This is a genomic window from Pseudomonas viciae (assembly GCF_004786035.1).
GTDB classification, from domain to species: domain Bacteria; phylum Pseudomonadota; class Gammaproteobacteria; order Pseudomonadales; family Pseudomonadaceae; genus Aquipseudomonas; species Aquipseudomonas viciae.
Genome location: NZ_CP035088.1, coordinates 2210102 through 2234378 on the forward strand (window position 1 = coordinate 2210102; position 24277 = coordinate 2234378).

General features: G+C 61.5%; 25 protein-coding genes. 10 read left to right on the plus strand and 15 right to left on the minus strand.

Features of this window, described 5'->3' with window-relative positions:
* Positions 1-45: 45 nt before the first annotated feature.
* From EPZ47_RS10135 to EPZ47_RS10145, 3 genes are all read right to left on the minus strand, one after another.
* The gene (locus tag EPZ47_RS10135; RefSeq protein WP_135844633.1) at positions 46-633 is read right to left on the minus strand and encodes a DcrB/PsbP domain-containing protein; all 588 of its coding nucleotides are present in this window, start codon (positions 631-633) and stop codon (positions 46-48) included.
* An 85-nt stretch (positions 634-718) separates the two neighbouring features.
* Positions 719-1519 (minus strand): hypothetical protein, encoded by an 801-nt coding sequence (locus EPZ47_RS10140; RefSeq protein WP_135844634.1) that lies wholly within the window; start codon positions 1517-1519, stop codon positions 719-721.
* Between the two features lie 174 nt (positions 1520-1693).
* Complete coding sequence (locus EPZ47_RS10145) at positions 1694-2626, minus strand: LysR family transcriptional regulator (RefSeq protein WP_135844635.1); 933 nt, start codon at positions 2624-2626, stop codon at positions 1694-1696.
* Positions 2627-2738: 112 nt separating this feature from the next.
* Here EPZ47_RS10145 and EPZ47_RS10150 point away from each other — a divergent pair, with 112 nt between their 5' ends.
* Both EPZ47_RS10150 and EPZ47_RS10155 read left to right on the plus strand, forming a co-directional pair.
* Complete coding sequence (locus EPZ47_RS10150; protein WP_135844636.1) at positions 2739-3236, plus strand: DMT family transporter; 498 nt, start codon at positions 2739-2741, stop codon at positions 3234-3236.
* Between the two features lie 2 nt (positions 3237-3238).
* Positions 3239-3691: a DMT family transporter gene (locus EPZ47_RS10155; RefSeq protein ID WP_135844637.1), complete on the plus strand. Its 453-nt coding sequence runs from the start codon at positions 3239-3241 to the stop codon at positions 3689-3691.
* 5 nt (positions 3692-3696) lie between these two features.
* On the opposite strand, the gene EPZ47_RS10160 is transcribed toward EPZ47_RS10155, so the two are convergent.
* From EPZ47_RS10160 to EPZ47_RS10170, 3 genes are all read right to left on the minus strand, one after another.
* On the minus strand, positions 3697-3978 hold the full coding sequence (locus EPZ47_RS10160) for a hypothetical protein (protein ID WP_135844638.1): 282 nt from the start codon (positions 3976-3978) through the stop codon (positions 3697-3699).
* A gap of 128 nt (positions 3979-4106) precedes the next feature.
* Entirely contained in the window at positions 4107-5132 is a 1026-nt protein-coding gene (locus tag EPZ47_RS10165) for a purine-nucleoside phosphorylase (protein WP_135844639.1), read from the minus strand.
* 54 nt (positions 5133-5186) lie between these two features.
* Positions 5187-6137 (minus strand): nucleoside-specific channel-forming protein Tsx, encoded by a 951-nt coding sequence (locus tag EPZ47_RS10170; RefSeq protein WP_135844640.1) that lies wholly within the window; start codon positions 6135-6137, stop codon positions 5187-5189.
* Positions 6138-6446: 309 nt separating this feature from the next.
* Between EPZ47_RS10170 and selD the strand changes: the two genes are divergently transcribed.
* Positions 6447-7481, plus strand: a complete 1035-nt coding sequence (gene selD / locus EPZ47_RS10175; RefSeq protein WP_135844641.1) for a selenide, water dikinase SelD — start codon at positions 6447-6449, stop codon at positions 7479-7481.
* On the plus strand, positions 7481-8584 hold the full coding sequence (mnmH, locus tag EPZ47_RS10180) for a tRNA 2-selenouridine(34) synthase MnmH (RefSeq protein ID WP_135844642.1): 1104 nt from the start codon (positions 7481-7483) through the stop codon (positions 8582-8584). Before selD ends, mnmH begins: the two co-directional genes overlap by 1 nt.
* Positions 8585-8718: 134 nt before the next feature.
* Here mnmH and EPZ47_RS10185 read toward each other — a convergent pair whose 3' ends face one another.
* On the minus strand, positions 8719-9393 hold the full coding sequence (locus EPZ47_RS10185; RefSeq protein WP_135844643.1) for a histidine phosphatase family protein: 675 nt from the start codon (positions 9391-9393) through the stop codon (positions 8719-8721).
* 320 nt (positions 9394-9713) lie between these two features.
* On the opposite strand from EPZ47_RS10185, the gene EPZ47_RS10190 reads away from it, so the two are divergent.
* The 4 genes from EPZ47_RS10190 (at position 9714) to EPZ47_RS10205 (ending at position 13727) form a co-directional block, all read left to right on the plus strand.
* A complete protein-coding gene (locus EPZ47_RS10190) occupies positions 9714-10412 on the plus strand; it encodes a glutathione binding-like protein (protein ID WP_135844644.1) in 699 nt (232 codons plus the stop codon).
* An 8-nt stretch (positions 10413-10420) separates the two neighbouring features.
* On the plus strand, positions 10421-11266 hold the full coding sequence (locus EPZ47_RS10195) for a PhzF family phenazine biosynthesis protein (protein ID WP_135844645.1): 846 nt from the start codon (positions 10421-10423) through the stop codon (positions 11264-11266).
* A gap of 113 nt (positions 11267-11379) precedes the next feature.
* Complete coding sequence (gene hemB / locus EPZ47_RS10200) at positions 11380-12354, plus strand: porphobilinogen synthase (RefSeq protein WP_135844646.1); 975 nt, start codon at positions 11380-11382, stop codon at positions 12352-12354.
* Positions 12355-12632: 278 nt separating this feature from the next.
* Positions 12633-13727, plus strand: a complete 1095-nt coding sequence (locus tag EPZ47_RS10205) for a DUF1615 domain-containing protein (RefSeq protein WP_135844647.1) — start codon at positions 12633-12635, stop codon at positions 13725-13727.
* 97 nt (positions 13728-13824) lie between these two features.
* Here EPZ47_RS10205 and EPZ47_RS10210 read toward each other — a convergent pair whose 3' ends face one another.
* Positions 13825-14415 carry a phage infection protein gene (locus EPZ47_RS10210; RefSeq protein WP_135844648.1) on the minus strand — a complete coding sequence of 197 codons (591 nt, stop codon included), beginning with the start codon at positions 14413-14415 and terminating at the stop codon, positions 13825-13827.
* Positions 14416-14609: 194 nt separating this feature from the next.
* Between EPZ47_RS10210 and EPZ47_RS10215 the strand changes: the two genes are divergently transcribed.
* On the plus strand, positions 14610-15239 hold the full coding sequence (locus EPZ47_RS10215; protein ID WP_135844649.1) for a glutathione S-transferase family protein: 630 nt from the start codon (positions 14610-14612) through the stop codon (positions 15237-15239).
* 1 nt (position 15240) lies between these two features.
* On the opposite strand, the gene EPZ47_RS10220 is transcribed toward EPZ47_RS10215, so the two are convergent.
* The 5 genes from EPZ47_RS10220 to EPZ47_RS10240 all read right to left on the minus strand — a co-directional run bounded on the left by EPZ47_RS10220 (position 15241) and on the right by EPZ47_RS10240 (position 19238).
* Positions 15241-15777: a PqiC family protein gene (locus tag EPZ47_RS10220; RefSeq protein WP_135844650.1), complete on the minus strand. Its 537-nt coding sequence runs from the start codon at positions 15775-15777 to the stop codon at positions 15241-15243.
* 17 nt (positions 15778-15794) lie between these two features.
* Positions 15795-17453, minus strand: coding sequence for a PqiB family protein (locus EPZ47_RS10225; RefSeq protein WP_135844651.1), 1659 nt, complete (start codon positions 17451-17453; stop codon positions 15795-15797).
* Positions 17434-18093: a paraquat-inducible protein A gene (locus EPZ47_RS10230; RefSeq protein ID WP_135844652.1), complete on the minus strand. Its 660-nt coding sequence runs from the start codon at positions 18091-18093 to the stop codon at positions 17434-17436. Before EPZ47_RS10230 ends, EPZ47_RS10225 begins: the two co-directional genes overlap by 20 nt.
* Entirely contained in the window at positions 18090-18686 is a 597-nt protein-coding gene (locus tag EPZ47_RS10235; RefSeq protein ID WP_135844653.1) for a paraquat-inducible protein A, read from the minus strand. The genes EPZ47_RS10230 and EPZ47_RS10235 overlap by 4 nt, the downstream gene beginning before the upstream one ends.
* 111 nt (positions 18687-18797) lie before the next feature.
* On the minus strand, positions 18798-19238 hold the full coding sequence (locus tag EPZ47_RS10240) for a CBS domain-containing protein (RefSeq protein ID WP_030138503.1): 441 nt from the start codon (positions 19236-19238) through the stop codon (positions 18798-18800).
* A 220-nt stretch (positions 19239-19458) separates the two neighbouring features.
* On the opposite strand from EPZ47_RS10240, the gene EPZ47_RS10245 reads away from it, so the two are divergent.
* Positions 19459-21822 (plus strand): DNA polymerase II, encoded by a 2364-nt coding sequence (locus EPZ47_RS10245; RefSeq protein WP_135844654.1) that lies wholly within the window; start codon positions 19459-19461, stop codon positions 21820-21822.
* A 211-nt stretch (positions 21823-22033) separates the two neighbouring features.
* Here the strand turns inward: EPZ47_RS10245 and EPZ47_RS10250 are convergent, their stop codons facing one another.
* Both EPZ47_RS10250 and EPZ47_RS10255 read right to left on the minus strand, forming a co-directional pair.
* On the minus strand, positions 22034-22855 hold the full coding sequence (locus EPZ47_RS10250; protein ID WP_135844655.1) for an aldo/keto reductase: 822 nt from the start codon (positions 22853-22855) through the stop codon (positions 22034-22036).
* Positions 22856-23018: 163 nt separating this feature from the next.
* The gene (locus tag EPZ47_RS10255) at positions 23019-24170 is read right to left on the minus strand and encodes an aldose epimerase family protein (protein ID WP_135844656.1); all 1152 of its coding nucleotides are present in this window, start codon (positions 24168-24170) and stop codon (positions 23019-23021) included.
* Between the last annotated feature and the right edge of the window lie 107 nt (positions 24171-24277).

Here is a 24277-nt window from a genome sequence, read left to right on the forward strand (position 1 = left end):
CGACGCCATCGCGAGCAAGCTCGGCTCCCACAGGTTCCGGGGGGCTTACTGACCGCTGGCGATCTGTTTCACCAATGCCTCATGACCGGCCTTGTCACTGGCCCGGGAGATGACCTGTACCACCGCCATGCGGGTGCCGGAGGCACCTATCAACGTGGTGTCGAGGGTTGGCCCGCCGCCCTGGGTGGCGCTGGTGTCGAGCTGGCGCAGACCCAGGCCGGTGCCTTTTTGGGTCAGGCTTTTTTCGCCCAGGATCTTGGCATCCGGCAGGGCCTTGGTTTTCTGAACGGCGAAGTCAGCGAAGGTGGTATCGAGAAAGGCATTGTCGTTGTCCTTCACATTCGTGCCGTTGACGATGGTGTTTTCAGCCGCGATCACCACGGTTTTACGGGTGGCATTGCTGTACATCGTGCCCGTTGCCCCGGCTGTGCCCTGGGCGACTTCACCGGCGGGCAGCGATGTCGCGGTGAAGCCCTTGGGCAAGGTGAAGACGAACTTGCCGCCCAGCATCGAAACCTTCTGCGCCGGCGCATCGCCGGTGGTTTTCGGCTGGGCCGCATGGGCCGGCGCCATGATCAGGCTGGCGATGGCCGTCAGCAACAGGGCGGTGGCGTGTTTACTCAGCAATGACATGAAACTCTCCACGGATGGTCGCGCTTGGACGCCGATCATCCCATGGGCATGGCATCTGACTCCAGCATGGAGGCGGACGGGGCGGTCATTTTGCTGGCGGCGGCGTGGTGGCGGGGGTGATCGCCACGGGGGCCGCGGTGCGCACCAGCAAGCAGCGGGTCACGCCGAGCATGGTCACCGATACCGCGATGCCCAGGATGAAGGCCGGCATGCCGAATAACGGCAGGGCGACGGCCACGGTCAGGCAGAAGGCGGCGAAGCAGTACATGCCGGTGGCTGTGGCCCGCAGCAGCGCCGCAGTGAAGGCCGGCCCCCGGGTTTGCTGGGAGAATACGGCCATGACGCTGCCCAGCACCGGAAAGACGGCCAGCAGTCCACTCCAGCGTTCGCCGACGGTGCTGGCCAGCAAGGTCACTGTCAGGGTCAACAGCGCGCCGGCGATCATGCGCAGCAGCAGTTTGTCAGACTTGGGCGCCGGGCCGTTCATGACTGGCCGGACTGCCGGGAACAGATAAGGCGCCGCCACGAGGGCGACCATGGCGATCAGGCTGGACAATGGCAGCGAAGCGGGTAACCGGGACAGCACCAGCGCCACCAAGGCCCAGACGCCTAGGGCGACGGCCAGTGCCCAGGGCCAGGTGCGATGCTGGGCAACCCGGGCGTACACCACGCAGAAAGCAATCATCGCAAACATAGCCGCCAGCGCCGCAGTCGCCGATTGCGCGGCGAACACCTCGCCTTGCTCCAGGGCCAGGAACAGCAAAATGGGCCCCACCACCACCGGTAATCCCGACAGCCAACCGGCCACGCTCGGTCCCCAACGCCTGCCCGCCAGCGAAATCAACAGCAGGAAAGCGGGAATCACCAGCAGTTTGAGCAACAGCACGCGATCAACCTTGTCGGAGGGGAGTCGTCACGTTAGCACCTCCACGCCCAGGTCATCCACCCGCAGCCTGACCGAACGTATGGCTGACCTCGGCCCTACCGTGCGCGCCGGAACCGTGGAGGTGCTGGTGGCGGTCAATGAACCTGGTCCAGTTGACTGAGCACCACACTGCGGTCAGCGATCCCAGTAGGGCACTTCGCCAAAACATTCCAGGAAGAAATCGATCACCGTGCGGACCTTCACGGATAGGCGTCGGCTGCCGGGCCAGAGGATGGCGATCTGTTGGGGTTCGAGGCTGTTGGAGGCCTGGTAATCCTGCAGTACCGGGACCAGCGTGCCGTTGCGCAGCGCTTCGCCGATCAGCCAGGACGGAAACATCACCAACCCCAGGCCTTGTTCGGCGGCCTGGGTCAAGGTGTCGGCGTGGTTGCCGGTGATCGGGCCTTTGACGCTGTAGGGTGTCCAGGCCTGGCCCGGACGGCGGAAGAACCAGCGCTGCTGGCCGGTCACGCCTTTGTAGGCCAGGCATTGATGAGCCGCCAGATCCTGGGGTTTGAGCGGCGCGCCGTGGCGAGCCAGGTAAGCGGGGCTGGCCGCGATCTGGAAACGGTGGGGGGCGAGGACCCGCGCCTGCATGCCTGAGTCATGCAACGGGCCGATGCGAAACAGCAGGTCGGCGCCTTCTTGCAGTGGGTCGACATAACTGTCGGTCTGCTGGATCTCCAGTTGCAGCTTCGGGTAGCGCTCGCACAACTGTCCCAGCCACGGCGTCAGGTGGCGCTGGCCGAATACCACCGGGGCGTTGATCCGTACCAGCCCGGAGGGCTCGCTGTGTTGTTCCTGCAAGGCTTGTTCGGCTTCTTCCAATTGCACCAGTAGCAGCCGCGCGTGATGACCCAGCAGGCGGCCGGCTTCGGTGGGGGACACGGCGCGGGTGTGGCGATAAAGCAACTGCTGGTTCAGGGCCTGCTCCATCAGTTGGATCTGTCGGGAAATCGATGACGGAGCCAGGCCTTCGCGCCGTGCGACCTCCGAGAAACTGCCGTGATCGAGCACCGCGACAAACAAGCGAAGCGCCTTGAAGCCAAGTTCATTGAGGCCGTGCATGGGGCGGCTGTCCTGTGCGAATTACGCAAAAGTGTTGTCGGAATACTCCCATTTATCGCACAGAGGCACCAGCCGATAATACCGGCCATCCTTTTCCAAACAGGTTATGACTATGCAGGTTTCCTCATTGAACGAGGCCGGCCCGGTGGCGGTTGCCACCCCACCGCGGTCGTTCTTGCGTTGGCTATTGCTGCCCCTGGTGATCCTGGCCGGTATGGGCTTGTCGGTCGAGGCCGGCCTGCTGGGGCCGCTCGGGGGCCAGGTCGGGCATTTGTGGGCCACCCTGAGCATTTTTGGCGTCGGCTCGGCGATTCTCTTCCTGCTGTTACTGCTCAGCGGTCGGCAACAAGGCCCGGCCTTGAATGAGCTGCCGCGTTGGCAACTGATCGGCGGTTTCCTGGGGCCCGTCTACGTGGTGGTGCTGACGCTTGCCACACCCCACATCGGCATCGCCATGACCATGGTCGCGATCCTTTCCGGCCAGGTGGGCAAAAGTGTGTTGATCGACCATTTCGGCTGGTTCGGTGCGAGCCGCAAGCGGGTCAACGGCGAACGTTGGCTGGCGTTGGCACTGATCGTCGTGGCCCTTGTCCTGATTGCCCGAGGTTGAATATGAGTCTGTTTATTTTATTGCTGGTGGTCGTCGCTGCGGGTGCGGTGTTGAGCGTGCAGGCGGCTATCAACGGCCGCCTGGGCCAGACGGTCGGTGTGCTGCGCAGCAGCCTGCTGACGTTTACGGTGGGCACTGTGACCACCGGGTTGCTGATCGTGTTTTTCGAACCGGCCCACGCTGTCACTTTGCTGGATGTGCCGAAATGGCAGCTCAGCGGTGCGTTGTTCGGTGTCGTCTACATGATGGTGATGGTCGGTGCGGTGCCGCGGGTGGGGACTGGCGTGGCCACGGTGGCGGTGATCGTCGGGCAATTGGGCATGGGCATGTTGATCGACAACTTCGGCTGGCTGGGCAACCCGGCCATCGAGTTGTCCAGTAGCCGGGTCCTGGCCATGGCCTGCCTGGCGCTGGCGCTGGTGTTCATGTATCGCAGCAATGCGCAGCAGGCCTGAAGGTCTCAGTTGCTTTCGACGTTCAGTCGCAGGCTGCCATCGTCCAGGCGCTCGGTGCTTCGGACGATGCCACTGGTTTGCCGGCCTTCGGCGCTGAATACTACGATCTGGGCTTTATCCAGGTCGTCCGGCATCGGTGGGCGTACGTGCAGTACGAACCATGGCGGTTCGGCGTCGTCGAAGCGTTTGACGTCGAATTGGCAAGTGGCATTTTGGGTCTGGTGCCCAAGCAGCGCGTCCAGGCCGTAATAGAAGTGAGTGCTGTCGGCAGCAAGGGGCATGTGCATCGGCGGTCTCCTGGGGACGCTCGGTGGATGTTCAAGTGATCCTGCCTGGAATGGAAAATTCCATCGGGTGAGCTATAGAAATTAGCTCACCACCCCTGCACATTTCCTGTGACGTGGGCTTCGATAGATCACAAAGCAGGCACTCCGTCTTTCCACACCGACCAGTTTTTCACGATGTCCTGCACCACCGGGTTGCCGGTGCGGAAGAGGTTTTCCAGTGCAGGAACGAACGCGCCCTGGTCAGCGTATTTGAGCAGGTTGTCCACTTCGTTGCCGCCGGGTTCGGGACGGTCGAAGTCCGAGCCGGCCCGCAGCACGGCCAGCCGGTTGATATCCACCCGACCTTCGCGGCTGGCTCGCAGCAAGGCCTCGTAGGTGGAATTGTCCTCCTGTTGGGTGGTGCAGTAGACGCCTTTGTTATCCGTGAGCAGGCGGGTCCAGACTTCGGCGCGTTCGCTCAGGCGCGTACCGGAGAACCAGGTGTTGCCGGCCAGGGTGTCACAGCGGGTTACCACCGGTGGCTGGTTGGCCGGTGCATACGGATATTTCAAGCGCCAGGCGGCTGACTCCTTGCTTTCAGCCAAGGTCACGTTCTGGCTGAGCGCAAATGCCTTGGCTTGCAGCGCCGGGTTGAGTTCGAAGACTTCGGTCTTGTAGTCCAGCGGCGGCTTCTCATTCGGCCCCTTGGTGTTGATGCCCAGGTAGCCGGTGGGCCATTCCTTGGGTACATCTCGCGAATCCAATTCACACTGGGTACCGAACTCCACCAGGTAATGGGCCCAGGCCGTCGTACCGAGGGTGCCGTGGTGCGGGTTGATCCCGGCGATCCCGGCCACCAGGAAATAGCTTTTGCGCAGGTCGACGGTTGGCGAGAGCGCCAGGGCCAGTGTCGAGGCTGCGGCGTTGGTCTGGCCCATGCCGGTGATCAGCAGGCAGACCCGCTCGGTATTGCAGCGGATAGTCGGATATTCAGCGGACAGCCCTGGTATGCGGATCTCATTCTTGAGCTGCAGGCGTTCGATCCAGTTCTGCGCCTCGGGGGCGAACATTGTGATCAGCATGACCTTGGGTTGATACGGCGGTGCGGCCCCTGCGGTTGCGCAGAACAGCGCAGTACTGGCCAGGCTGATGGAAGTAAACAGGCGATTGATCATGTATTGGTGACCTCCATGGATTCGAAGTGGGTGTTGCTACAGGCACGGGCTCGCTCAGAATTGATAGCCAACCCCCGCGTAGTAGCCCCACCCATCTGAGCGGGCGCGGAAGTTGCCGTCGCCAAAGTTAAGTTCACTGCCGTCCTGCCAGTTGCCGCCGTTGTGAAAGTAACGGCCCACCAGCGTGAAGCGCAGGTGCGTGAAGGAGTACAGCAAGACGTTGGTCGCGACCGTGGCGTTGGCCGTGCGAGCCGGGTTGTCTTTATGCAGGTCTGAACCGAAATCGAAGTTGGTGAAGCCGATGTACGTCAGCGAAGCACCGTTGCTGAACTGGCTGATGGGCACGATGTACTTGAGTTGGGCGCGGTAGCCGTCCCAGGAATACTCATTGCTGGCGCCGTAGTTTTCCCACTGATACCGCCCGTAGAAGTTGGCCGACAGATTGACCCGCGAATGGATGTCGATATCGGTGCCCAGGCCGCTGTACAAGGTATTGGCGCGATTGGCGGAGTTGCTGCCGTGATCGTAGATCCAGTCGAACGCCACATACCATTCCTTGAACGGCCCGACGGCCAGGCTGCGGCCCGCCAGGTAGTCGATGGAAATGCGTGGTTCGTGCTCCATGAACACCGGCGAGCCGTGGTCCCACACCCCTTTGTCGTGGCTGTTGCCGATGTTGAAGATCTTCGGGATGTCGATGTAGCCATACAACTCGAACGGCCCCTTGCGCCCGAAATACTCATATTCCAGGTAGACATCGTCGGCCGGTTGCGGGCCGAAACTGATGTCCTTGCTGCCGATGATCGTCAGGTCCTGGTTGTACCAGTCCGACAGATAGGCACCTTTTTTCGAGGGGGTGGCGTCAGGGCTGAGGGCTTCGCCCTGGGCGGACGCATCGGTTGTCTGGGCTTGGGTCGTGGGGCTGAGTAGTGCGGTAACGGCGGTCAGTAGCAGGGCGCCTGCAAATACGCCAGGCGCGGCGCAACACCGGGAAGTGAAATGCATGGAAAGTCCTTGTTCGTGCAGGCCGAAGCCTGTGTTCCGTGATTGAAAAAGTACCCGACCTGGAGAATTCGATCGATTGCGCAAACGTTTGCAGTTCTCATACCAGTTTTTCGTACTTGCTTGAAAAATAGGGGGTTGAGGCTTTTTTCCTGTCCTTTTGATCAGGTGGCGCGCACCGGATGTTCACGTTGTTGCGCGAAGGGGCACCAAAGGGTGGCAGGGTGTGTGGCGGGCACCCATCGTGCCGTGGCACTGGGCGACTGGCGTTGCTGGTAGACTCGGTCAACTTGACTGACAAGAGGTATGCCCATGAGCGAGCCGATTCGCCTGACGCAGTACAGCCACGGCGCCGGTTGCGGCTGCAAGATTTCGCCCCAGGTGCTGGAAGTGATTCTGGCCGGCAGCGGCGCGCAGAACCTTGACCCGAAGCTGTGGGTCGGCAATGCCTCCCGTGACGATGCAGCGGTATACGCCATCGATGAGGAGCGCGGGGTGGTCTCGACCACCGACTTTTTCATGCCGATTGTCGATGATCCTTTCGATTTCGGCCGCATCGCCGCCACCAATGCCATCAGCGACATCTACGCCATGGGCGGTGACCCGCTGATGGCGATTGCGATTCTCGGCTGGCCGGTCAATGTCCTGGCTCCGGAGATTGCCCGGGAGGTGATACGCGGCGGTCGTTCGGTGTGCGACGAGGCGGGCATTCCCCTGGCCGGCGGGCATTCGATTGATACGCCTGAGCCGATTTTCGGCCTGGCGGTCACCGGTCTGGTGCAAAAGCGCCACATGAAACGCAACGACACCGCCACCGCGGGCTGCCGCTTGTACCTGACCAAGCCCCTGGGCATCGGCATCCTCACCACCGCAGAAAAGAAAGGCAAACTGCGCGCCGCCGACGTTGGCCTCGCCCGTGACTGGATGTGCACCCTCAACAAACCCGGCAGTCGCTTCGGCAAGCTCGACGGCGTGACGGCGATGACCGATGTCACCGGTTTTGGCCTGCTCGGGCACCTGGTGGAAATGGCCGACGGCAGCCAACTGACGGCGCGGATCCGCTACGACGCGGTGCCGCGCCTGCCGGGCGTCGAGTACTACCTGGACCTGGGCTGTATGCCGGGCGGCACGTTGCGCAACTACGACAGCTACGCCAGCAAGGTTGGTCGGCTTCAGGAACTGCACAAGCGCGTGCTGTGCGACCCACAGACCAGTGGTGGCCTGCTGATCGCTGTCACGGCGCAAGGCGAGGCGGAGTTCCTTGCGGTTGCCGCTGAACTGGGCCTCACACTGGAGCCGATTGGCGAACTGGTCGAGCGACAGACCTACGCGGTCGAGGTGTCTTGATGGCCAATGACATCACCGATTACCGCGACATCTTCCTCAATGACCGGCCGATGATGGACACCCGCGCGCCGATTGAATTTCTCAAGGGCGCCTTCCCTGGCGTGGTCAATCTGCCGCTGATGACCGACAGCGAACGGCAACGCGTCGGCACCTGCTACAAACAGCAGGGTCAACAAGCAGCCATCGTCCTGGGGCATCAACTGGTGTCCGGCGAGACCAAGGCGCAACGCATTCAGGCCTGGAGCGAGTTCGCCCAAACCCATCCGGACGGCGTGCTGTATTGCTTTCGCGGTGGCTTGCGTTCACAGATCGTCCAGCAATGGCTCAAGGACGAAGCGGGCATCGACTACCCCAGGGTCGGTGGCGGCTACAAGGCCATGCGCACATTCTTGCTGGACACCGTCGAGCAGGCGGCCAGTCAATGTGACCTGGTGCTGTTGGGTGGCATGACCGGTACCGGCAAGACCGAAGTGCTGATCCAGTTGGGCAATAGCCTGGACCTGGAAGGCCATGCCAACCATCGCGGCTCAAGCTTCGGCAAACGCGCCACCGGGCAGCCTTCCAACATCGATTTCGAGAACCGTCTGGCGGTGGACGTGCTGAAGAAGCGCGCCGCTGGTATCGAGCAATTTGTACTCGAAGATGAAAGCCGCATGGTCGGCAGCTGCGCCTTGCCGCTGCCGTTGTTCCAGCGCATGCAGCAGGTGCCGATGGTCTGGCTTGAAGACAGCGTGGAGCAGCGGGTCGAGCGGATCCTGCGCGATTACGTCATCAACCTGTGCGCCGAGTTCATTGCCGTACATGGCGACGAGGGCTTCTCACTGTTTTCCGAGCGATTGCTGGCGAGCCTGGACAACATCCACAAGCGTCTGGGCGGCGACCGTCACCGGCGCTTGATGAACATCCTGGAAGCCGCCCTGGCCGAGCAGGCCCATAGCGGCGCCGTCGACTTGCATCGCGGCTGGATCGAAGGCTTGTTGCGTGAATATTACGACCCGATGTACGTGTTCCAGCGGGAAAAGAAGGGCCTGCGCATCGAGTTTGCCGGGGAGCGGGCGGCGGTGTTGGAGTATTTGCGAGAGCGAGCGGGGCGGGGAGGGTGATCACGGATTGGGTATCCACCGTCAACTCCTGTGGGAGCGGGCTTGCTCGCGAAGGCAGTGCCCCAGTCGACATCAACGCCAACTGACCCACCGCTTTCGCGAGCAAGCCCGCTCTCACAGGGAATACCGACTGATTACGTTGGACAGGCTTCCTTGCCATTGTCCAACCCTTGCTTGTAACTCTGGCTACTGAGGCTGGCCTTGCCGTTGTGCCAGGTCAAGGTCAGCACATACAGCGAGTCGAAGTCCCCGGATGCCCAGTCGGCGGTGATGGTCTGCTCTTTGCCCACCGCTTCACCGGCAACTTTATTGATCAGTTCCGGCAGGTAGCCATGGGACCAGGCGGTATAGATGGTGGAGTTGTGGTACTTGTCGTCCAGCAACTCGTCAGCCAGATCGCTGGTGTCGTTGGCCGAAAAGTTGATGTTCACCGGCAACCCGAGCTTGATGGCGCTGGGGCTGATGGTCATCAGCGGGCGAATGTAGCTGTAGGAGTTATCCAGCTCACCCTCTTCGACATTGCGAGTCGGGTTCGCCGCGAACACGTAATCGGCCTTGCCGAACTTTTCCGGCAGCAGGGTAGCCAGGTCGATGGCTCGGTTGAGGCCCTGGCAATTGAGCTGGCCCAGGCCGCCGGCGGGCTTCTCGGCGTGGCGCAGGAACACCAGGGTCTGGGTGCCGTCGGCTGGCTGGGCGCGGCTGATGCTGGATTCCAGCAATAGCCCCAGGCCACAGACCACAAGCAGCGTCGGCAGCATCAGCCACGAACGGTGTTTGAAGCGTCTGGCGAAATTCAGTGGGTTCATCATCGAATAAATATTCTTCAGCACTCTCGATTAAGGCTGACAAACCTTGGCACCGCAGAGCTTTTGGCCCGGGGTGTTTTTCCCTGTCGTTACGCCGCTTCGATTCCTCGGGGGCATTGCTCAGAGTCTCCTGAGCTCCTTTGGTTCGATCGGGGTTGATCCTGTGCACTGTAAGGCCTCCTGTCTGGAGGTGAGTCGAATGTTAGCGACAGGATGTTGCGAAATTAAGAAGGGGTAGTGTGAATCCCGTGACGTGCTTGTGATGTTGTCCCGCACGTCTTGGATTATTCTCAGGCCTTTCCTTAATCGCCGAGCTTGCCCCCATGCCCGACCTGACCCCATTCCCCATCACCCAAAAATGGCCCGCCCAATACCCTGAATGGCTCCAGCTCTACTCCCTGCCAACCCCCAACGGCGTCAAGGTTTCGATCATGCTGGAAGAGATCGGCCTGCCCTACGAGCCCCACAAAGTGGATTTCGGCAGCAACGATCAGCTGTCTCCCGAGTTTCTCTCCCTGAACCCCAACAACAAGATCCCGGCGATTCTCGATCCTCATGGGCCGGGGGATCAGCCGTTGGCGTTGTTCGAGTCGGGGGCGATTCTGATTTATCTGGCGGACAAGAGTGGTCAGTTGCTGGCTCAGGAGTCGGCGGCGCGCTACGAGACGATCCAGTGGCTGATGTTCCAGATGGGCGGGATCGGGCCGATGTTCGGGCAGTTGGGATTCTTCAATAAGTTTGCCGGCAAGGACTACGAAGACAAACGGCCTCGCGATCGGTATGTCGAGGAAAGCAAGCGCCTGCTCAAGGTGCTCGACGGTCGCCTGCAAGGACGGGACTGGATCATGGGCGAGCGCTACACCATCGCTGACATCGCCACGTTTCCCTGGGTGCGCAACTTGATCGGGTTTTATGAGGCCGGTGATCTGGTGGGTATCCAGGACTTCCCCAATGTGACGCGGGTGTTGGAGCGCTTTCTGGCGCGACCGGCGGTGGTACGCGGCTTGAAGATTCCGGAATGAATGAGCCGATGGCCAGCCGATTCGATTTCAAACAACTGGATGTGTTCAGCAACGTGCCGCTCAAGGGGAATCCGCTGGCAGTGGTGTTTGGCGCGGATGAGCTCAGTGGCGAGCGCATGGGCGCTTTTGCCAACTGGACCAACCTCAGCGAAACCGCGTTCCTGCTGGCGCCGCAGCATCCGGAGGCCGATTACCGGGTGCGTATTTTCACCACCTCGACCGAGCTGGCGTTTGCCGGTCACCCGACCTTGGGCAGTTGCCACGCCTGGCTCGAAGCCGGAGGCGTGCCGAAAGGGCTGGAGATCGTGCAGGAATGTGGCGTCGGCCTGGTCAGAATTCGCCGCAGCGATTACGGGTTGGCATTCCTGGCGCCGCCCTTGCTCAAATCCGGACCGCTGGAGGCCGACCTGCTGGAGCGGGTGTGCAAGGGGCTTGGGCTGGAGACCGAGGCGATTGTCGAGGCGCAATGGGTCGATAATGGCGCCGGTTGGCTGGCGGTGATGCTCAAGGATCGCCAGCAGGTCCTGACGCTCAAGCCTGATTATCATCAATTGCTCGACCTGGCCGTGGGCGTGATCGCGCCTTGGGATCCGGCCGTGGATGGCGACGAGGCACAGTTTGAAGTGCGTGGTTTCATTGCGGGCGATGGCATGCCCGAGGATCCCGCCACCGGCAGCCTGAACGCTGGGCTTGCGCAGTGGATGCTGGCCAAGGGGGTGGCGCCTTCGGCTTATGTGGTCAGCCAGGGCTTGACCATGGGCCGGGCCGGGCAGATTCATGTCGAGCAAATAGGGGAGGAGGTGTGGATTGGTGGCGCGGTGGTGACTTGCATCAATGGCTCGCTGACCTTGTAAGGGGATTATTGCCAGGTCGGTAACACTCTGTTTTCCTGCCGGCGTTTGTGCCTTGGTCGACCAGGGCATAAGCTTTGCCCCCTGTGATCGAGCCCCATTTGCCCAGGAGTCCCATGTCCAGCCAGTTCCCCGAAGCACGTCCACGCCGTCTGCGCCGCAATGCGAGCCTGCGCAGCCTGTTCCAGGAAACCGAATTCACCTTGAATGACCTGGTGTTGCCGATTTTCGTCGAAGAAGAAATCGATGACTTCGTGCCGATCAAGAGCATGCCGGGCGTGGTGCGTATTCCTGAGTCGAAACTGGCCGGTGAGATCGAGCGCTATGCCCGGGCCGGCATCAAGGCGGTGATGACCTTTGGTGTCTCCCATCATTTGGACAGCGACGGCAGCGATACCTGGAACGAGCGCGGCCTGGTGTCGCGCATGGCGGGGATTTGCAAGGACGCGGTGCCGGAAATGATCGTGATGTCCGACACTTGCTTCTGTGAGTACACCGATCACGGCCATTGCGGCGTACTTCACGGGCACGAAGTGGACAACGACCGGACCCTGGCCAACCTCGGCAAGCAAGCCGTGGCCGCGGCCCGCGCGGGTGCCGATGTGATTGCGCCGTCCGCGGCCATGGACGGACAGGTCCAGGCCATCCGCCGGGCCCTGGACGAAGCCGGTTTCAGCCAGACGGCGATCATGGCCTATTCCACCAAATTCGCCTCGGCGCTCTACGGCCCGTTCCGCGAGGCGGGCGGCAGTGCGTTGAAAGGCGACCGCAAGAGCTATCAGATGAACCCGATGAACCGTCGCGAAGCGCTGCGCGAATCCTTGCTCGACGAGCAGGAAGGCGCCGATGCGCTGATGGTCAAGCCGGCCGGTGCCTACCTCGACATCATCCGCGACATTCGCCAGGCTTCGAACCTGCCGCTGTCGGCCTATCAGGTCAGCGGCGAATACGCGATGATCAAATTCGCCGGCCAGGCCGGCGCCATCGACGAAGCCCGCGTAGTGCGCGAAAGCCTTGGCGCGATCAAGCGGGCGGGGGCAGACCTGATCTTCACTTACTTTGCGATGGACCTGGCGTTGAGCGGGATCTGATCAGCGCTGGGTTTTCGCTGGGAGCGGGTGTTCACACATCCGACGTTCACCCAGATCCCTGTGGGAGCTGAGCTTGCTCGCGATGGCGGTGGATCAGGTGGCGGTGATGTTGAATGTGCTGACGCCTTCGCGAGCAAGCCCGCTCCCACATCAGGTATCGGGTGACTGTTGAACCGGTTCTTTCCCACAGCCATTTCGGTGCTCTGGACGACGGGCCATAGCCCGTGCCCGCTTTTGATCGTATGGTTGCTCCGCAATAACAGACTTGATGGAGCACCATGCAACTCAATCGATTGATGATCAGCGTCGCCGCATTGCTGGCTCTTGCCGGTTGTGGCAGTCGCCAGGTCCAGGAACCTGAACGCCAGCCCGCCGAGGTCAAGAGGCAGATCGTGCGGTTGCTGCCGGCCAAGACTGCGGATCGCGAAGGTTGGGCGACTGACATTTATGTGGCCTTCGCGGCTCAGCAGATCCCAACCACGACGCAGAATATCTGTGCGGTCCTGGCTGTGACCGAACAGGAATCGACGTTCCAGGCAGATCCGGCGGTGCCGGGGCTGGGCAAGATCGCTCGGCAGGAGATCAACCGCCGTGCGGCGAAGGTACACATTCCGCAGTTGTTGGTCAGCGGCGCACTGGAGGTGCGTTCGCCCAACGGCAAGAGCTACAGCGACCGGCTCGACGCGGCGCGTAGCGAGAAGGCGTTGAGTGAGATTTTCGATGATTTCATCGGCACGGTGCCGTTGGGCAAAACGCTGTTCGACGGCTTCAATCCGGTACACACGGGCGGACCGATGCAGGTCAGCATCGCCTTTGCCCAGGACAATGCCCGGGACTATCCCTACACGGTGGATGGCTCGATTCGTCGTGAAGTGTTCAGTCGTCGTGGCGGGATGTATTTCGGTATCGCACATTTGCTCGGCTATCCGGTGAGCTATACCGAGCCGTTGTATCGTTTTGCCGATTTCAATGCCGGGTGGTACGCCAGTCGCAACGCCGCTTTCCAGCATGCGGTGAGCCGGGCCTCAGGCATTTCCCTGGCGCTGGACGGGGATTTGATTCTGCCGGGTTCCATCATGCCGGGCAGCACGGAGCTGGCGGTGCGTACGTTGGGCAAGTCGCTGGGGATGCGCAACCCGACCATTCGCGATCAGTTGGAGCTGGGTGATAGTCTCGCGTTCGAAGACAGCAAGCTCTACAAGCGCGTGTTCGAATTGGCTGAGCGGGCCGAGGGCAAGCGGTTGCCGCGAGCGGTATTGCCGGGAATCGTGCTCAAGAGCCCGAAGATCACTCGCAAGCTGACCACGGCGTGGTTTGCCAAGCGGGTGGATGAGCGTTATCAGCGGTGCATGGCACGGGCGGCGGGGCGCTAGGTAAACCTGGCCCATGAAAAAGCCCGGTGGATGAGACCGGGCTTTTATTGCGATGGGGCTGGTTCGGCAGACGATTGAAGCGTTGTGGTTGAACAACTCATACACGGTTTTCGATCAGGCGATCAGAGCCACCTTCAGCGACGCGACGTTCCAGCAGACGATCAGCACCGCCTTCGGCAACACGGTTTTCGATCAGGCGATCAGAGCCACCTTCAGCAACACGACGTTCCAGCAGACGATCAGCACCGCCTTCGGCAACGCGGTTTTCGATCAGGCGATCAGAGCCACCTTCAGCAACACGACGTTCCAGCAGACGATCAGCACCGCCTTCGGCAACACGGTTTTCGATCAGGCGATCAGAGCCACCTTCAGCGACGCGGCGTTCCAGCAGACGATCAGCACCGCCTTCGGCAACACGGTTTTCGATCAGGCGATCAGAGCCACCTTCAGCGACGCGACGTTCCAGCAGACGATCAGCACCGCCTTCGGCAACACGGTTTTCGATCAGGCGATCGGAACCACCTTCAGCGACGCGACGTTCCAGCAAGCGATCAGCACCGCCTTCGGCAACGCGATTTTCAATCAATCGATCAGAGCCGCCTTCGGCGACGACGGGTTGGGAGGAGGCGGCGAATACGTTGGCGGCCAGGACAGAGAAAGCGACGCTGAGGATGATTTGGCGTTTCATGATGGTGTGCTCCGGGGATGCTGTTGGTTTGTGTGGGGCCATTGTTGCGCCGGGGGATTATCAAGAGAACTTCATTGACGTGATGGTGAACATCGACGGCAGTGATAGCTCGTTGGTCCGCTACCGGCCAGCTTGATGGAACACTGATGGGGCCGCGGGCTCTACCGGCTACCCCTTATGCTGGAGGCAAGTTCATGTATCAGTTATTCGGCCACAGCCAATCCGGTTCTTCGGCGGTGGAGATTGCCCTGCGTCTATGTGACGTGGCTTATCGCCGGATCGATGCCTATTCCACCGAAGACAGCGACGCGGCGAAAGAACTCGAGGCATTGAACCCTCAGAAGCAGGTTCCGACCCTGCAGTTGCCGGACGGCTCGGTGCTGACCGAAGCCGCAGCGATCCTGATTCATCTCGGGCTGACCTATCCAGAGTCGAAGTTGCTGCCTGATGACCCCGCGCAGCGCGCACAAGCCATACGCGGCCTGGTCTATATCGCCGCCAATTGCTATACGCCCATCGGCATCATTGATTTTCCGGAACGCTGGCTGGCCGATGCGGACGAGGCAACCCGGCAGCAATTGGTCGCGGGCACCCGGCAACGGCTGTATCGCAACTGGGCGCTGTTTGCCGACCAGTTCCCGGCCCGACCTTTTCTCAGCGGTGCCGAGCCGGGTGCGCTGGATATCCTGGCCGCCGTGATCTCCAAGTGGAGCGGCACGCGGGAGGCGCTGATAGGCGCCCGTCCTGAGTTCTACGGGCTATTGGAGCGCATTGACCACCATCCGCGCATCGCACCAGTGCTGTCGCTGCATTGGCCCGGGTGAGTCAAGGGCAGGCATTACGCGAAGCGGCTTGCTCAACCAGGCCGACAAATTGCCGGACATTGTCCTGATGTGCCGTCACCAGCGCATCGATGCTGTCCGCCGCCGGAGTTTGCAGGCTGCTGCGGCAGGTGAGGGGAGGGGCTTCGTTGCCCAGGTTGCGCAGGCGCCATTGCACGTCCATGCGAGCATAACGGCCAGGGATGGAGTCGAAGCGTTGTACGTCGACCCGCAGCAACCGCTTCGGCGCACCGGGGTTGTTCAGTTGCTCCTCCAGGCTGCTGTGCAGTTCATCGGCCAGACTGGCGCCCCACCATTGCGTTTCCAGGATCGCCAGCCCGCTGTTGCCTTGGCGAATGACGATCTGGGTGCGATCCACCTGGGGCGGAACGCTCACCTGTTCGATCTGGATGTCCACGCCAGAGCGCGACTGGCCGGCCGGTTGGGCCGGGCTCAGGGTGTGATAGTGAATGGGATCGCTGCGGCAGGCGCCGAGCAGCAGTGCCACGGCAACCAGGGTGAGTTTCAGCGTCAGCGGCATGGGGCGGGCTCCTGTGGTCATTCTGTCACCGGCAAGGTGAGGTTCTGCGCCGGTGCGTCCTTGGGACGGCCGCGAAGCAGCGATTCGGGATGGCGGCTCAGGTAGTCGGACAGCTCGCGCAGCGAACGTGACATGCGTCCCAGGTCGTCCAGGGTCTGGGTCAGTTGTTCACGCTGCGGCGAGTCTTCGGCCAGGGTCGAGTTGGCCGATTGCAGGGTCTTGCTGACGTCCTGCAAGGTGTTTTGCACGCTTGGCAGCGTCTTGCTATTGAATTGGGCCAGGCCTTTGCGCAGTTCCACCAGATTGCCGTTCAGGTTGTTGGCAACGCTTTCCAGCGGCAGTTTGTTGATGCGCTCGACCATCGCTTGCAGTTGTTCCTGCAATTGTTGGAGGCTGCCCGGGATAGTCGGTATACGGACCGGCCGGGCGGCGGGGTCGAAGGCGACTTTTTCTGCCTTGGGGTAGAAATCCAGCGAAATGTACAACTGCCCGGTCAGCAGGTTGCCGCTGCGGGCCTGGGCACGCAGTCCCCGATCGACGAAGCTGCCCATCAGGCGGGCGGAGGCCGCTTCGTCCTCCGGGTCGTGATTGAGCGCCTTGAGCAGTTTCTCATGGGCCTTGCCCAGGCGCTGTGGGTAGATCACCACACCGACGTTGACCGGAAAACTGCGCTGCTTCTCATCGAAATCCAGGTTGATGGCGACCACCTTGCCGACTTCCACGCCAAGGAACTCGACCGGCGCGCCGACGCGCAATCCGCGCAGTGCCTGATCGAAACGTAAAGCCAGGTATTGCGCCTTGCCATCGGGTGGGGCGAGGGCGCTCTGCTGGTCGGCAAACAGCTCGAATGTCTTGTCCTCGCTGGCGGGGGTGTCATTGGGGCTGTACTCCGGCGCCCGGAACGCAATGCCGCCCAGCAGCAGCGCCGAAAGTGATTCGGTCTTCACCGCAAAACCGTTGGCACCGACGTTCACGTCCACACCGCTGACATTCCAGAACCGGGTGTTTTCGGTGACGTACACATCGTTGGGTGCGTTGACGAACACGTCGATGTTCACGCCTTTGCCCTCGGCGTCCAGCGCATAGGACACCACCTGGCCCACCGGGATCTTGCGCAGGTACACCGGCGAGCCGATGTCCAGCGAGCCGAGGTCCTGGGAATGCAAGGTGAAGCGCTTGCCCGGTTCGCCATAAGTAATGGGGGGCGGGTTCTCCAAGCCAGTAAAGGACTTGGCGCGCACTTTCGACTGACCGGCGTCGGCCCCGATGAAGTCCCCAGACAGCAAGGTGTCGATCCCCGAGATGCCGCCGGCCCCTATGCGCGGTCGCACGACCCAGAACACCGAGTCTTGGTGAGTGAAAGTGTCGGCCGTCTTGGCCAGCTTGACCGTGGCGGTGACGTTCTTCTGGTCGGCGCTCAGTTGCACGTCGGTGACTTGGCCGATGACCACGTTGCGATATTTCACCTGGGTCTTGTTGGCGGTCAGGCCCTGGCCGGTCTTGAAGGTGATGGTGATGGTCGGGCCTTCCTGCAGCCAGTTGTGGACCACCAGGGACAGCCCTACCAGCACCGCGATGATTGGCACGATCCAGACCAGCGACACCGTCCAGCGGCGGGTGGTGACATTGGCGCGACCCGGTGTGGGTTGCTGCCCGTCAGTGGCTTGCGACTTCATCCATGACCTCCTCGGAAGGTTGGGTGTCCCAGATCAATCGGGGGTCGAAACTCATGGCCGAGAGCATGGTGAACAGCACCACGAGGCCGAAGAACAGGATGCCCGGCCGCGGTTCGATATCACTCAGGGCCTGGAACTTGACCAGCGCCGCCACCAGGGCGACCACCAGCACGTCGAGCATCGACCAGTAGCCGATGATTTCCACCAGCCGGTACAGCTTCGCCCGCTGGACCTGGGCCCAGATGCTGCGCCGTTGTACTGTGACCAGCAGCAAGGTCAGTACCACGAACTTGATGCCCGGCACTGCGATGCTGGCGATGAAAATGATCAGGGCGATGTCCCAGGCGCCGCTCTGCCAGAATTCGATGACGCCGCTGATGATGGTGCTGTCGGCACCGTCACCGAGCATCTGGGTGTTCATCACCGGAAGGAGATTGGCCGGGATATAGAACACCAGCGCGGCGAGCATGTAGGCCCAGGTGCGTGTGATGGGGTTGGGTTTGCGTCGATGCAGGGCGGCGTCGCAGCGGGGGCATGTCTCGGGTTCGTCGGTCATGTCGCAAGCCAGGCCGCAGCTGTGGCACAGGCACAGGTTCAGATCGCGAGCCTCTGGCGGAGTGTTCTGCGGCTTGCCGTTCACAGGCTGTCCCACAGGTCGCGGACATCGCGCCCGGCAATGCGGATCATCAACAGGCTCAAGACCGCCAGGGCGAACAGGCCGATGCCCGGCAGCACGTCCAGCAACCCGGCGAGCTTGATCACCGCCACCAGCGCGCCCAGCAGGCACACCTCCAGCATGCTCCAGGGCCGCAGGGTTTCCAGGCTGCGCATGCACAGGTTGAACCCCGGCGCCCGCTGGTTGGCGTAGGCGTAGGCCAGTACCCAGATCAGGAGCGTCAGTTGAAAGGCTGGGGCAATGATGATCGCCACCGCCGCGACCAGGGCGATGAAGGTAATCGGCCCCAGGCTCAGCGCGACGATGGAGTCCCACAGCGTGGCGCTGTTGCTCAGGCCCTGAAGGCGAATGCTCATCACCGGATAGACGTTGGCGAACGCCCAGAGCACCGCTGCGGTAACGCTCAGGGCCAGGCGCTGCTCGATGCTCAGGCCGTTGTAACGCTGGATCACCGCGTGGCAGCGCACGCACGAGGCTTTCTGGTGCGGGGCCAGCACAACCGGCTCGTACACCGCATCGCAATGCTCACAAATGATCAGTCGGTCGGTGGTGGCCATCGGGATGCTCGCAGGAACAACCCCTTCAATATAGAAGTACGTTGAGAATGAGCAACCCGACCGGCTGGCCATGTGAAAACTCGCTGGGTTTTCACGTGGCCAGCAGAACGATCATTCGCCGCGAATGTACTGCTCCAGTTGCCGGATCAGGTCCGCCTGCTCGGCAATCGCTTCCTTGACCAGGTCACCAATGGACAGCAGGCCGACGAGCTTGCCGTCCTCGACCACCGGCAAATGCCGCAGGTGCTTTTCAGTCATGATGCTCAGGCAGGTTTCGACATTCTGGTGCGGGTCTATGGTGATGACCGGGGAGACCATGATGTCGCTCACTTTCGTGCCCACCGACGAGCGGCCGTGCAAGACCATTTTGCGCGCATAGTCACGCTCACTGATGATCCCCAGCACTTCATCGTTTTTCACCACCAGCAAGGCGCCGACGTTTTTCTCGGCCATGCGCATCAGGGCCTGCAATACCATGTCGTCCGGTGAAATGGTGTGCACTTGCTGGTTTTTCTCATCTTTTATCCGGAGCAACTGCGCGACGGTTTTCATGGAGAAGCCTCAGGTGTTGTTTTTGCGGGTGCTTAAAGAATCGTAGACCCAATGGCGTAGAGCAAGCGGTAAAGCGGCGGCCAGTCGTCCAAAAGCGTCATTGCCAGTTAAATTAACGCCGATGCAAGGCTATTCCCCCTGTGGCGAGGGAGCTCATGAGCAGGTGAAGTCCCCTCGCCACAGGTAGAATCACCGCTCACGCAAAATTGAGGTTGCAGCGGTGGATTTACAGCAGGGCTTCGTCCTGACCCGGCATTGGCGCGACACCCCGGCCGGCACCGAAGTCGAGTTCTGGCTGGCGACCGACGCCGGCCCCCGACATGTGCGCCTGCCGGTGCAGCCGTCGGTGGCGTTTGTGCCACAGATTCAGCGTGGCCAACTCGAAGCCCTGCTGCAAGGGGAGAAGGACGTAGAGCTTCGCCCCCTGGACCTGCTGGATTTCGAACATCGCCCGGTGTTGGGGCTGTATTGCCAGCAACACGCCCAGTTGATGCGCCTGGACACCACCCTGCGCCGTGCCGGCGTGGAGGTGTTCGAGGCTGACATCCGGCCCCCGGAACGCTACTTGATGGAGCGTTTCATCACCGCCCCGGTCTGGTTTGACGGCACACCGACGGCTGACGGCCTGTTGCTCAACGCCCAGATGAAACCGGCGCCCGAATACCGGCCACCGTTGCGCCTGGTGTCCCTGGACATCGAAACCACCGCCCAGGGCGATTTGTATTCCATTGCCCTTGAGGGCTGCGGCGAGCGTCAGGTCTACATGCTCGGCCCGCCCAATGGCGACGCCAGCGGTGTGGATTTTCAGCTCGAGTACTGCGACTCGCGCACGGTACTGCTGAAAAAACTCAACGACTGGTTCGCCCGTTTCGACCCCGATGGGATCATCGGCTGGAACCTGGTGCAATTCGATCTGCGCGTGTTGCACGAGCATGCCCGGCGCCTGGCCGTGCCGTTACGCCTGGGGCGTGGTGGGGAAGAGATGCAATGGCGCGAGCACGGCGCGCGCAAGAACCACTTTTTTGCCTCGGCGGCCGGCCGGCTGATCATCGACGGTATCGAGTCCTTGCGTTCAGCGACCTGGAGTTTTCCGTCATTCAGCCTGGAAAACGTCGCCCAGACGCTGCTGGGGGAGGGCAAGTCCATCGATAACCCGTACCAGCGCATGGACGAGATCAATCGCATGTTCGCCGAGGACAAACCGGCCCTGGCCCGCTACAACCTCAAGGACTGCGAGCTAGTGACGCGGATCTTCGTCAAGACCGAGTTGCTCAAGTTCCTGCTGGAACGGGCCAGCGTCACCGGCCTGCCGGCGGACCGCAGCGGCGGTTCGGTGGCGGCTTTCACGCACCTGTATATGCCGCTGATGCACCGCCAGGGTTTCGTCGCGCCGAACCTTGGTCAGCGCCCGCCCGAGGCCAGCCCGGGTGGCTTTGTCATGGATTCCCAGCCAGGACTCTACGAGTCGGTGCTGGTGCTGGACTACAAGAGCCTGTATCCGTCGATCATCCGCACCTTCCTCATCGATCCGGTGGGTTTGATCGAAGGCCTGCGTCATCCCGACGACCAGGCGTCGGTGCCAGGCTTTCGCGGTGCGCGGTTTTCCCGTACCCGGCATTGCCTGCCGGCCATCGTGGCGCGGATTGCCGAAGGCCGGGAAACCGCCAAGCGCGAACATAACGCACCGCTGTCCCAGGCGTTGAAAATCATCATGAACGCCTTTTATGGCGTGCTCGGTTCCAGTGGGTGCCGCTTCTTCGATACACGGTTGGCCTCGTCCATCACCCTGCGTGGCCACCAGATCATGCAGCGCACCCGGCAATTGATCGAGGCCAAGGGGCATGTGGTGATTTATGGGGATACCGACTCCACGTTCGTCTGGTTGCGCCGGCCCCATGGCCAGGAGGAGGCGGCCAGCATCGGTCGCGAGCTGGTGACGCACGTCAACCAGTGGTGGCTCGAGCACGTGCGTGACGAATTCGGCCTGGAGAGCGCGCTGGAGTTGCAGTTCGAAACCCACTTCAAGCGTTTTTTGATGCCAACTATTCGTGGCGCCGAGGAAGGCAGCAAAAAACGCTACGCCGGACTGGTGACCCGCGCCGACGGCAGCGACGAGATCGTCTACAAGGGCCTGGAGACCGTACGCACCGACTGGTCGCCCCTGGCTCGGCAATTCCAGCAGGAGCTGTACGGGCGGATCTTCCACCGCAAGCCTTATCAGGATTACGTACGCGATTACGTGCAGCAGACCCTGGCCGGTGCGTTTGATGAACGGCTGGTCTACCGCAAGCGCCTGCGTCGGCCACTGGAGGACTACGAACGTAACGTGCCGCCCCATGTGCGCGCCGCGCGCCTGGCCGACGAGTTCAACCAACGCCAGGGGCGTCCGCGGCAGTACCAGAATGGCGGCTGGATCAGCTACGTCATCACCGTCGCCGGCCCTGAACCGCTGGAAATCCGTAGCGCCCCGATTGATTACGACCACTACGTGACCAAGCAGCTACAACCGGTGGCGGATGCGATTCTGCCGTTTGTGGACGATGATTTCTCGACGTTGGTGGGGGGGCAGATGGGGTTGTTCTGACGGGATGCGGCATTATTGGTTGGCTGGATGCCTTTGTGGCGAGGGAGCTTGCTCCCGCTGGGCTCTGTAGGCGCTGGCGAAGCCTGCGATCTTTTGATCTTTCGCTTGAGATTCAAGTGTCATGGGAAAGAAAGATCGCAGCCTCGTTGCACTCGATAGCTCCTACGGGAGCAAGCTCCCTCGCCACAAAAAAGCCCACTGCTCGTGAGAACTAGACCATCGCCAGCCGCTGCTTGCCCCGAGGCTGCGGAAACATCAGGTCCAACGCCGCCAGATCCTGTGGTTCAAGCGTCAGGTTCGCCGCTTCGGCATTCAAGCGCACATGTTCAGGCTGCACGGCCTTGGGAATCGCAATGACGTTGTCCTGGCGCAACAGCCAGGCCAGGGCGATTTGCGCCGGCGTCGCGCCGTGGCGTTCGGCGATCTGCCCCAGGGTATGGTCCTTGAGCAGATGTCCGCCCTGGCCGACCGGGCAGTACGCCATGACCGGCATGGGTTGTTTTTGGCTCCAGGGCAGCAGGTCGAATTCGATGCCGCGCTCTTGCAGGTTGTACAGTACCTGATTGGTCGCGCAGGCCGGCGAGGCCAGTTCTTCAAGGTCCGCCACGTCGAAGTTCGACACGCCCCAACGGCCGATCTTGCCTTCTTCGCGCAGACGCTCGAAAGCTTCGACGGTTTCCTCCAGCGGGTACTGCCCGCGCCAGTGCAGCAGGTAAAGGTCGATGTAGTCGGTGTCGAGCCGGCGCAAACTGCGTTCGCACGCCAGGGGAATGCCTTTGCGACTGGCGTTGTGAGGGTAGACCTTGCTCACCAGGAAAACCTGATCCCGCAGGCCGGTGATTGCTTCGCCAACGACGGTCTCGGCACCCCCCTCGGCATACATTTCCGCCGTGTCGATCAGGGTCATGCCCAGCTCGATGCCCAAGCGCAGGGCTGCGACTTCTTTCTTGTGATGGGACGGTTCTTCCCCCATGCGCCAGGTGCCTTGGCCAATCACCGGTACGGACACGCCGGCCAATTCCAGAGTCCTCATGTCTACCTCCTGTCATGCTGATCGATAATCCAATGGACAGCAGGATAGTCGTAGGCGCTGGCGAAGCCTGCGATCTTTTGATCTTTCGCTCCAGGCTCAATGGTCTGGGGAGAGATCGCAGCCTCGCTTCGCTCGACAGCACCTACGGGTGTTGCGTTGGGTTTTATTTCGCCGAGAACTTCAACACCATGGTCTGGGTGTAGGTCTGGCCTGGATCAAGTCGCGTCGAGGGGAAGTTCGGCTGGTTGGGCGAATCGGGGTAGTGCTGGGTTTCCAGGGTAAACGCACCCCAATGCGGGTAGACCTTGCCTTGCTTGCCCTTGACCGTGCCGTCGAGGAAGTTGCTGGTGTAGAACTGCACGCCAGGCTCGGTGGTATAGAGCTGCAGGCGTCGTCCGGATTCCGTGTCATACACCTCGGCGGCCAGTTTTTTCACGTCGCCCTTGGCGTCCAGCGCCCAGTTGAAATCGAAGCCGCCCTGTTTCGGTTCGGCGAATTTGAGTTGGGGGTGATCAGCCTTGATATGCGTGCCGATGGCGGTGGGCTGGGTGAAATCCATCGGTGTACCGGCCACGGGGGCCAGCTCGCCGGTGGGAATGAGCTTGCCGGTGACCGGCGTGTAGTGGGCCGCGTGCAAAGTCGCGATCTGCTCGAGTATGTCGCCATTGCCGGCGCCGGCCAGGTTGAAATAGCTGTGGTTGGTCAGATTCAGCACCGTGGGTTTATCGGTGGTGGCCTTGTAATCGATGCGCAACTCGTTCTGTTCATTGAGGCTGTAGGTGACATCGGTCGTCAACGCACCGGGAAAGCCCATCTCGCCATCTGGCGACACATAGGTCAGGGTGACGCCCACCGAGTCTTTGCCATCATGGGGCTCGGCCTTCCACACGCGTTTGTCGAAGCCTTGGGGCCCGCCATGCAAGGAATTGCCATGGTCGTTCTGCGGCACCTGGTAACGCTTGCCATCGAGCTCGAATGCGCCGTCGGCCAGGCGATTGCCGAAGCGGCCGATGGTCGCGCCGAAATACACGCTGCCGTTCTTCTGGTAACCCTGCACATCGTCGAAACCGAGCACGATATCGGCGGCCTTGCCGTTTTTGTCGGGCACGCTCAATGACTGGAGGATACCGCCGTAAGTGATGACGGTGGCCTCCATGCCATGGCTGTTGCGCAGCACAAATTTTTCCACCGCCGTGCCGTCGCTGGTCTTGCCGAACGCACCGCGTTCATTGGTCAGGCCAGCAGCCTGGGAAGCCGAGGTGGCGATCATCAGAGACACTCCGAGGGCCGTGAGCAGATGTCTGGATTCAAGCATGGTATGACCTTCCTTCCTGTTGTTTTGTTGTTGTTTTTAACGCGAGTCGAGTCAGTTACTGGTCGGACAGCGGTGAAGGTTTTTTTGTCAGTAGTCTTTCTATTTGT

What these genes read in the sequence shown, in the direction of transcription:
- mnmH (WP_135844642.1), top strand. Translation starts at nt 7,481, where the DNA reads ATGGCCAATGACATCACCGATTACCGCGACATCTTCCTCAATGACCGG.
- EPZ47_RS10255 (WP_135844656.1), bottom strand. Translation starts at nt 24,170, where the DNA reads ATGCTTGAATCCAGACATCTGCTCACGGCCCTCGGAGTGTCTCTGATG.
- selD (WP_135844641.1), top strand. Translation starts at nt 6,447, where the DNA reads ATGAGCGAGCCGATTCGCCTGACGCAGTACAGCCACGGCGCCGGTTGC.
- EPZ47_RS10195 (WP_135844645.1), top strand. Translation starts at nt 10,421, where the DNA reads ATGGCCAGCCGATTCGATTTCAAACAACTGGATGTGTTCAGCAACGTG.
- EPZ47_RS10205 (WP_135844647.1), top strand. Translation starts at nt 12,633, where the DNA reads ATGCAACTCAATCGATTGATGATCAGCGTCGCCGCATTGCTGGCTCTT.
- EPZ47_RS10185 (WP_135844643.1), bottom strand. Translation starts at nt 9,393, where the DNA reads ATGATGAACCCACTGAATTTCGCCAGACGCTTCAAACACCGTTCGTGG.
- EPZ47_RS10210 (WP_135844648.1), bottom strand. Translation starts at nt 14,415, where the DNA reads ATGAAACGCCAAATCATCCTCAGCGTCGCTTTCTCTGTCCTGGCCGCC.
- EPZ47_RS10250 (WP_135844655.1), bottom strand. Translation starts at nt 22,855, where the DNA reads ATGAGGACTCTGGAATTGGCCGGCGTGTCCGTACCGGTGATTGGCCAA.
- EPZ47_RS10220 (WP_135844650.1), bottom strand. Translation starts at nt 15,777, where the DNA reads ATGCCGCTGACGCTGAAACTCACCCTGGTTGCCGTGGCACTGCTGCTC.
- EPZ47_RS10135 (WP_135844633.1), bottom strand. Translation starts at nt 633, where the DNA reads ATGTCATTGCTGAGTAAACACGCCACCGCCCTGTTGCTGACGGCCATC.
- EPZ47_RS10150 (WP_135844636.1), top strand. Translation starts at nt 2,739, where the DNA reads ATGCAGGTTTCCTCATTGAACGAGGCCGGCCCGGTGGCGGTTGCCACC.
- EPZ47_RS10235 (WP_135844653.1), bottom strand. Translation starts at nt 18,686, where the DNA reads ATGGCCACCACCGACCGACTGATCATTTGTGAGCATTGCGATGCGGTG.
- EPZ47_RS10160 (WP_135844638.1), bottom strand. Translation starts at nt 3,978, where the DNA reads ATGCACATGCCCCTTGCTGCCGACAGCACTCACTTCTATTACGGCCTG.
- EPZ47_RS10155 (WP_135844637.1), top strand. Translation starts at nt 3,239, where the DNA reads ATGAGTCTGTTTATTTTATTGCTGGTGGTCGTCGCTGCGGGTGCGGTG.
- EPZ47_RS10225 (WP_135844651.1), bottom strand. Translation starts at nt 17,453, where the DNA reads ATGAAGTCGCAAGCCACTGACGGGCAGCAACCCACACCGGGTCGCGCC.
- hemB (WP_135844646.1), top strand. Translation starts at nt 11,380, where the DNA reads ATGTCCAGCCAGTTCCCCGAAGCACGTCCACGCCGTCTGCGCCGCAAT.
- EPZ47_RS10145 (WP_135844635.1), bottom strand. Translation starts at nt 2,626, where the DNA reads ATGCACGGCCTCAATGAACTTGGCTTCAAGGCGCTTCGCTTGTTTGTC.
- EPZ47_RS10240 (WP_030138503.1), bottom strand. Translation starts at nt 19,238, where the DNA reads ATGAAAACCGTCGCGCAGTTGCTCCGGATAAAAGATGAGAAAAACCAG.
- EPZ47_RS10215 (WP_135844649.1), top strand. Translation starts at nt 14,610, where the DNA reads ATGTATCAGTTATTCGGCCACAGCCAATCCGGTTCTTCGGCGGTGGAG.
- EPZ47_RS10170 (WP_135844640.1), bottom strand. Translation starts at nt 6,137, where the DNA reads ATGCATTTCACTTCCCGGTGTTGCGCCGCGCCTGGCGTATTTGCAGGC.
- EPZ47_RS10190 (WP_135844644.1), top strand. Translation starts at nt 9,714, where the DNA reads ATGCCCGACCTGACCCCATTCCCCATCACCCAAAAATGGCCCGCCCAA.
- EPZ47_RS10165 (WP_135844639.1), bottom strand. Translation starts at nt 5,132, where the DNA reads ATGATCAATCGCCTGTTTACTTCCATCAGCCTGGCCAGTACTGCGCTG.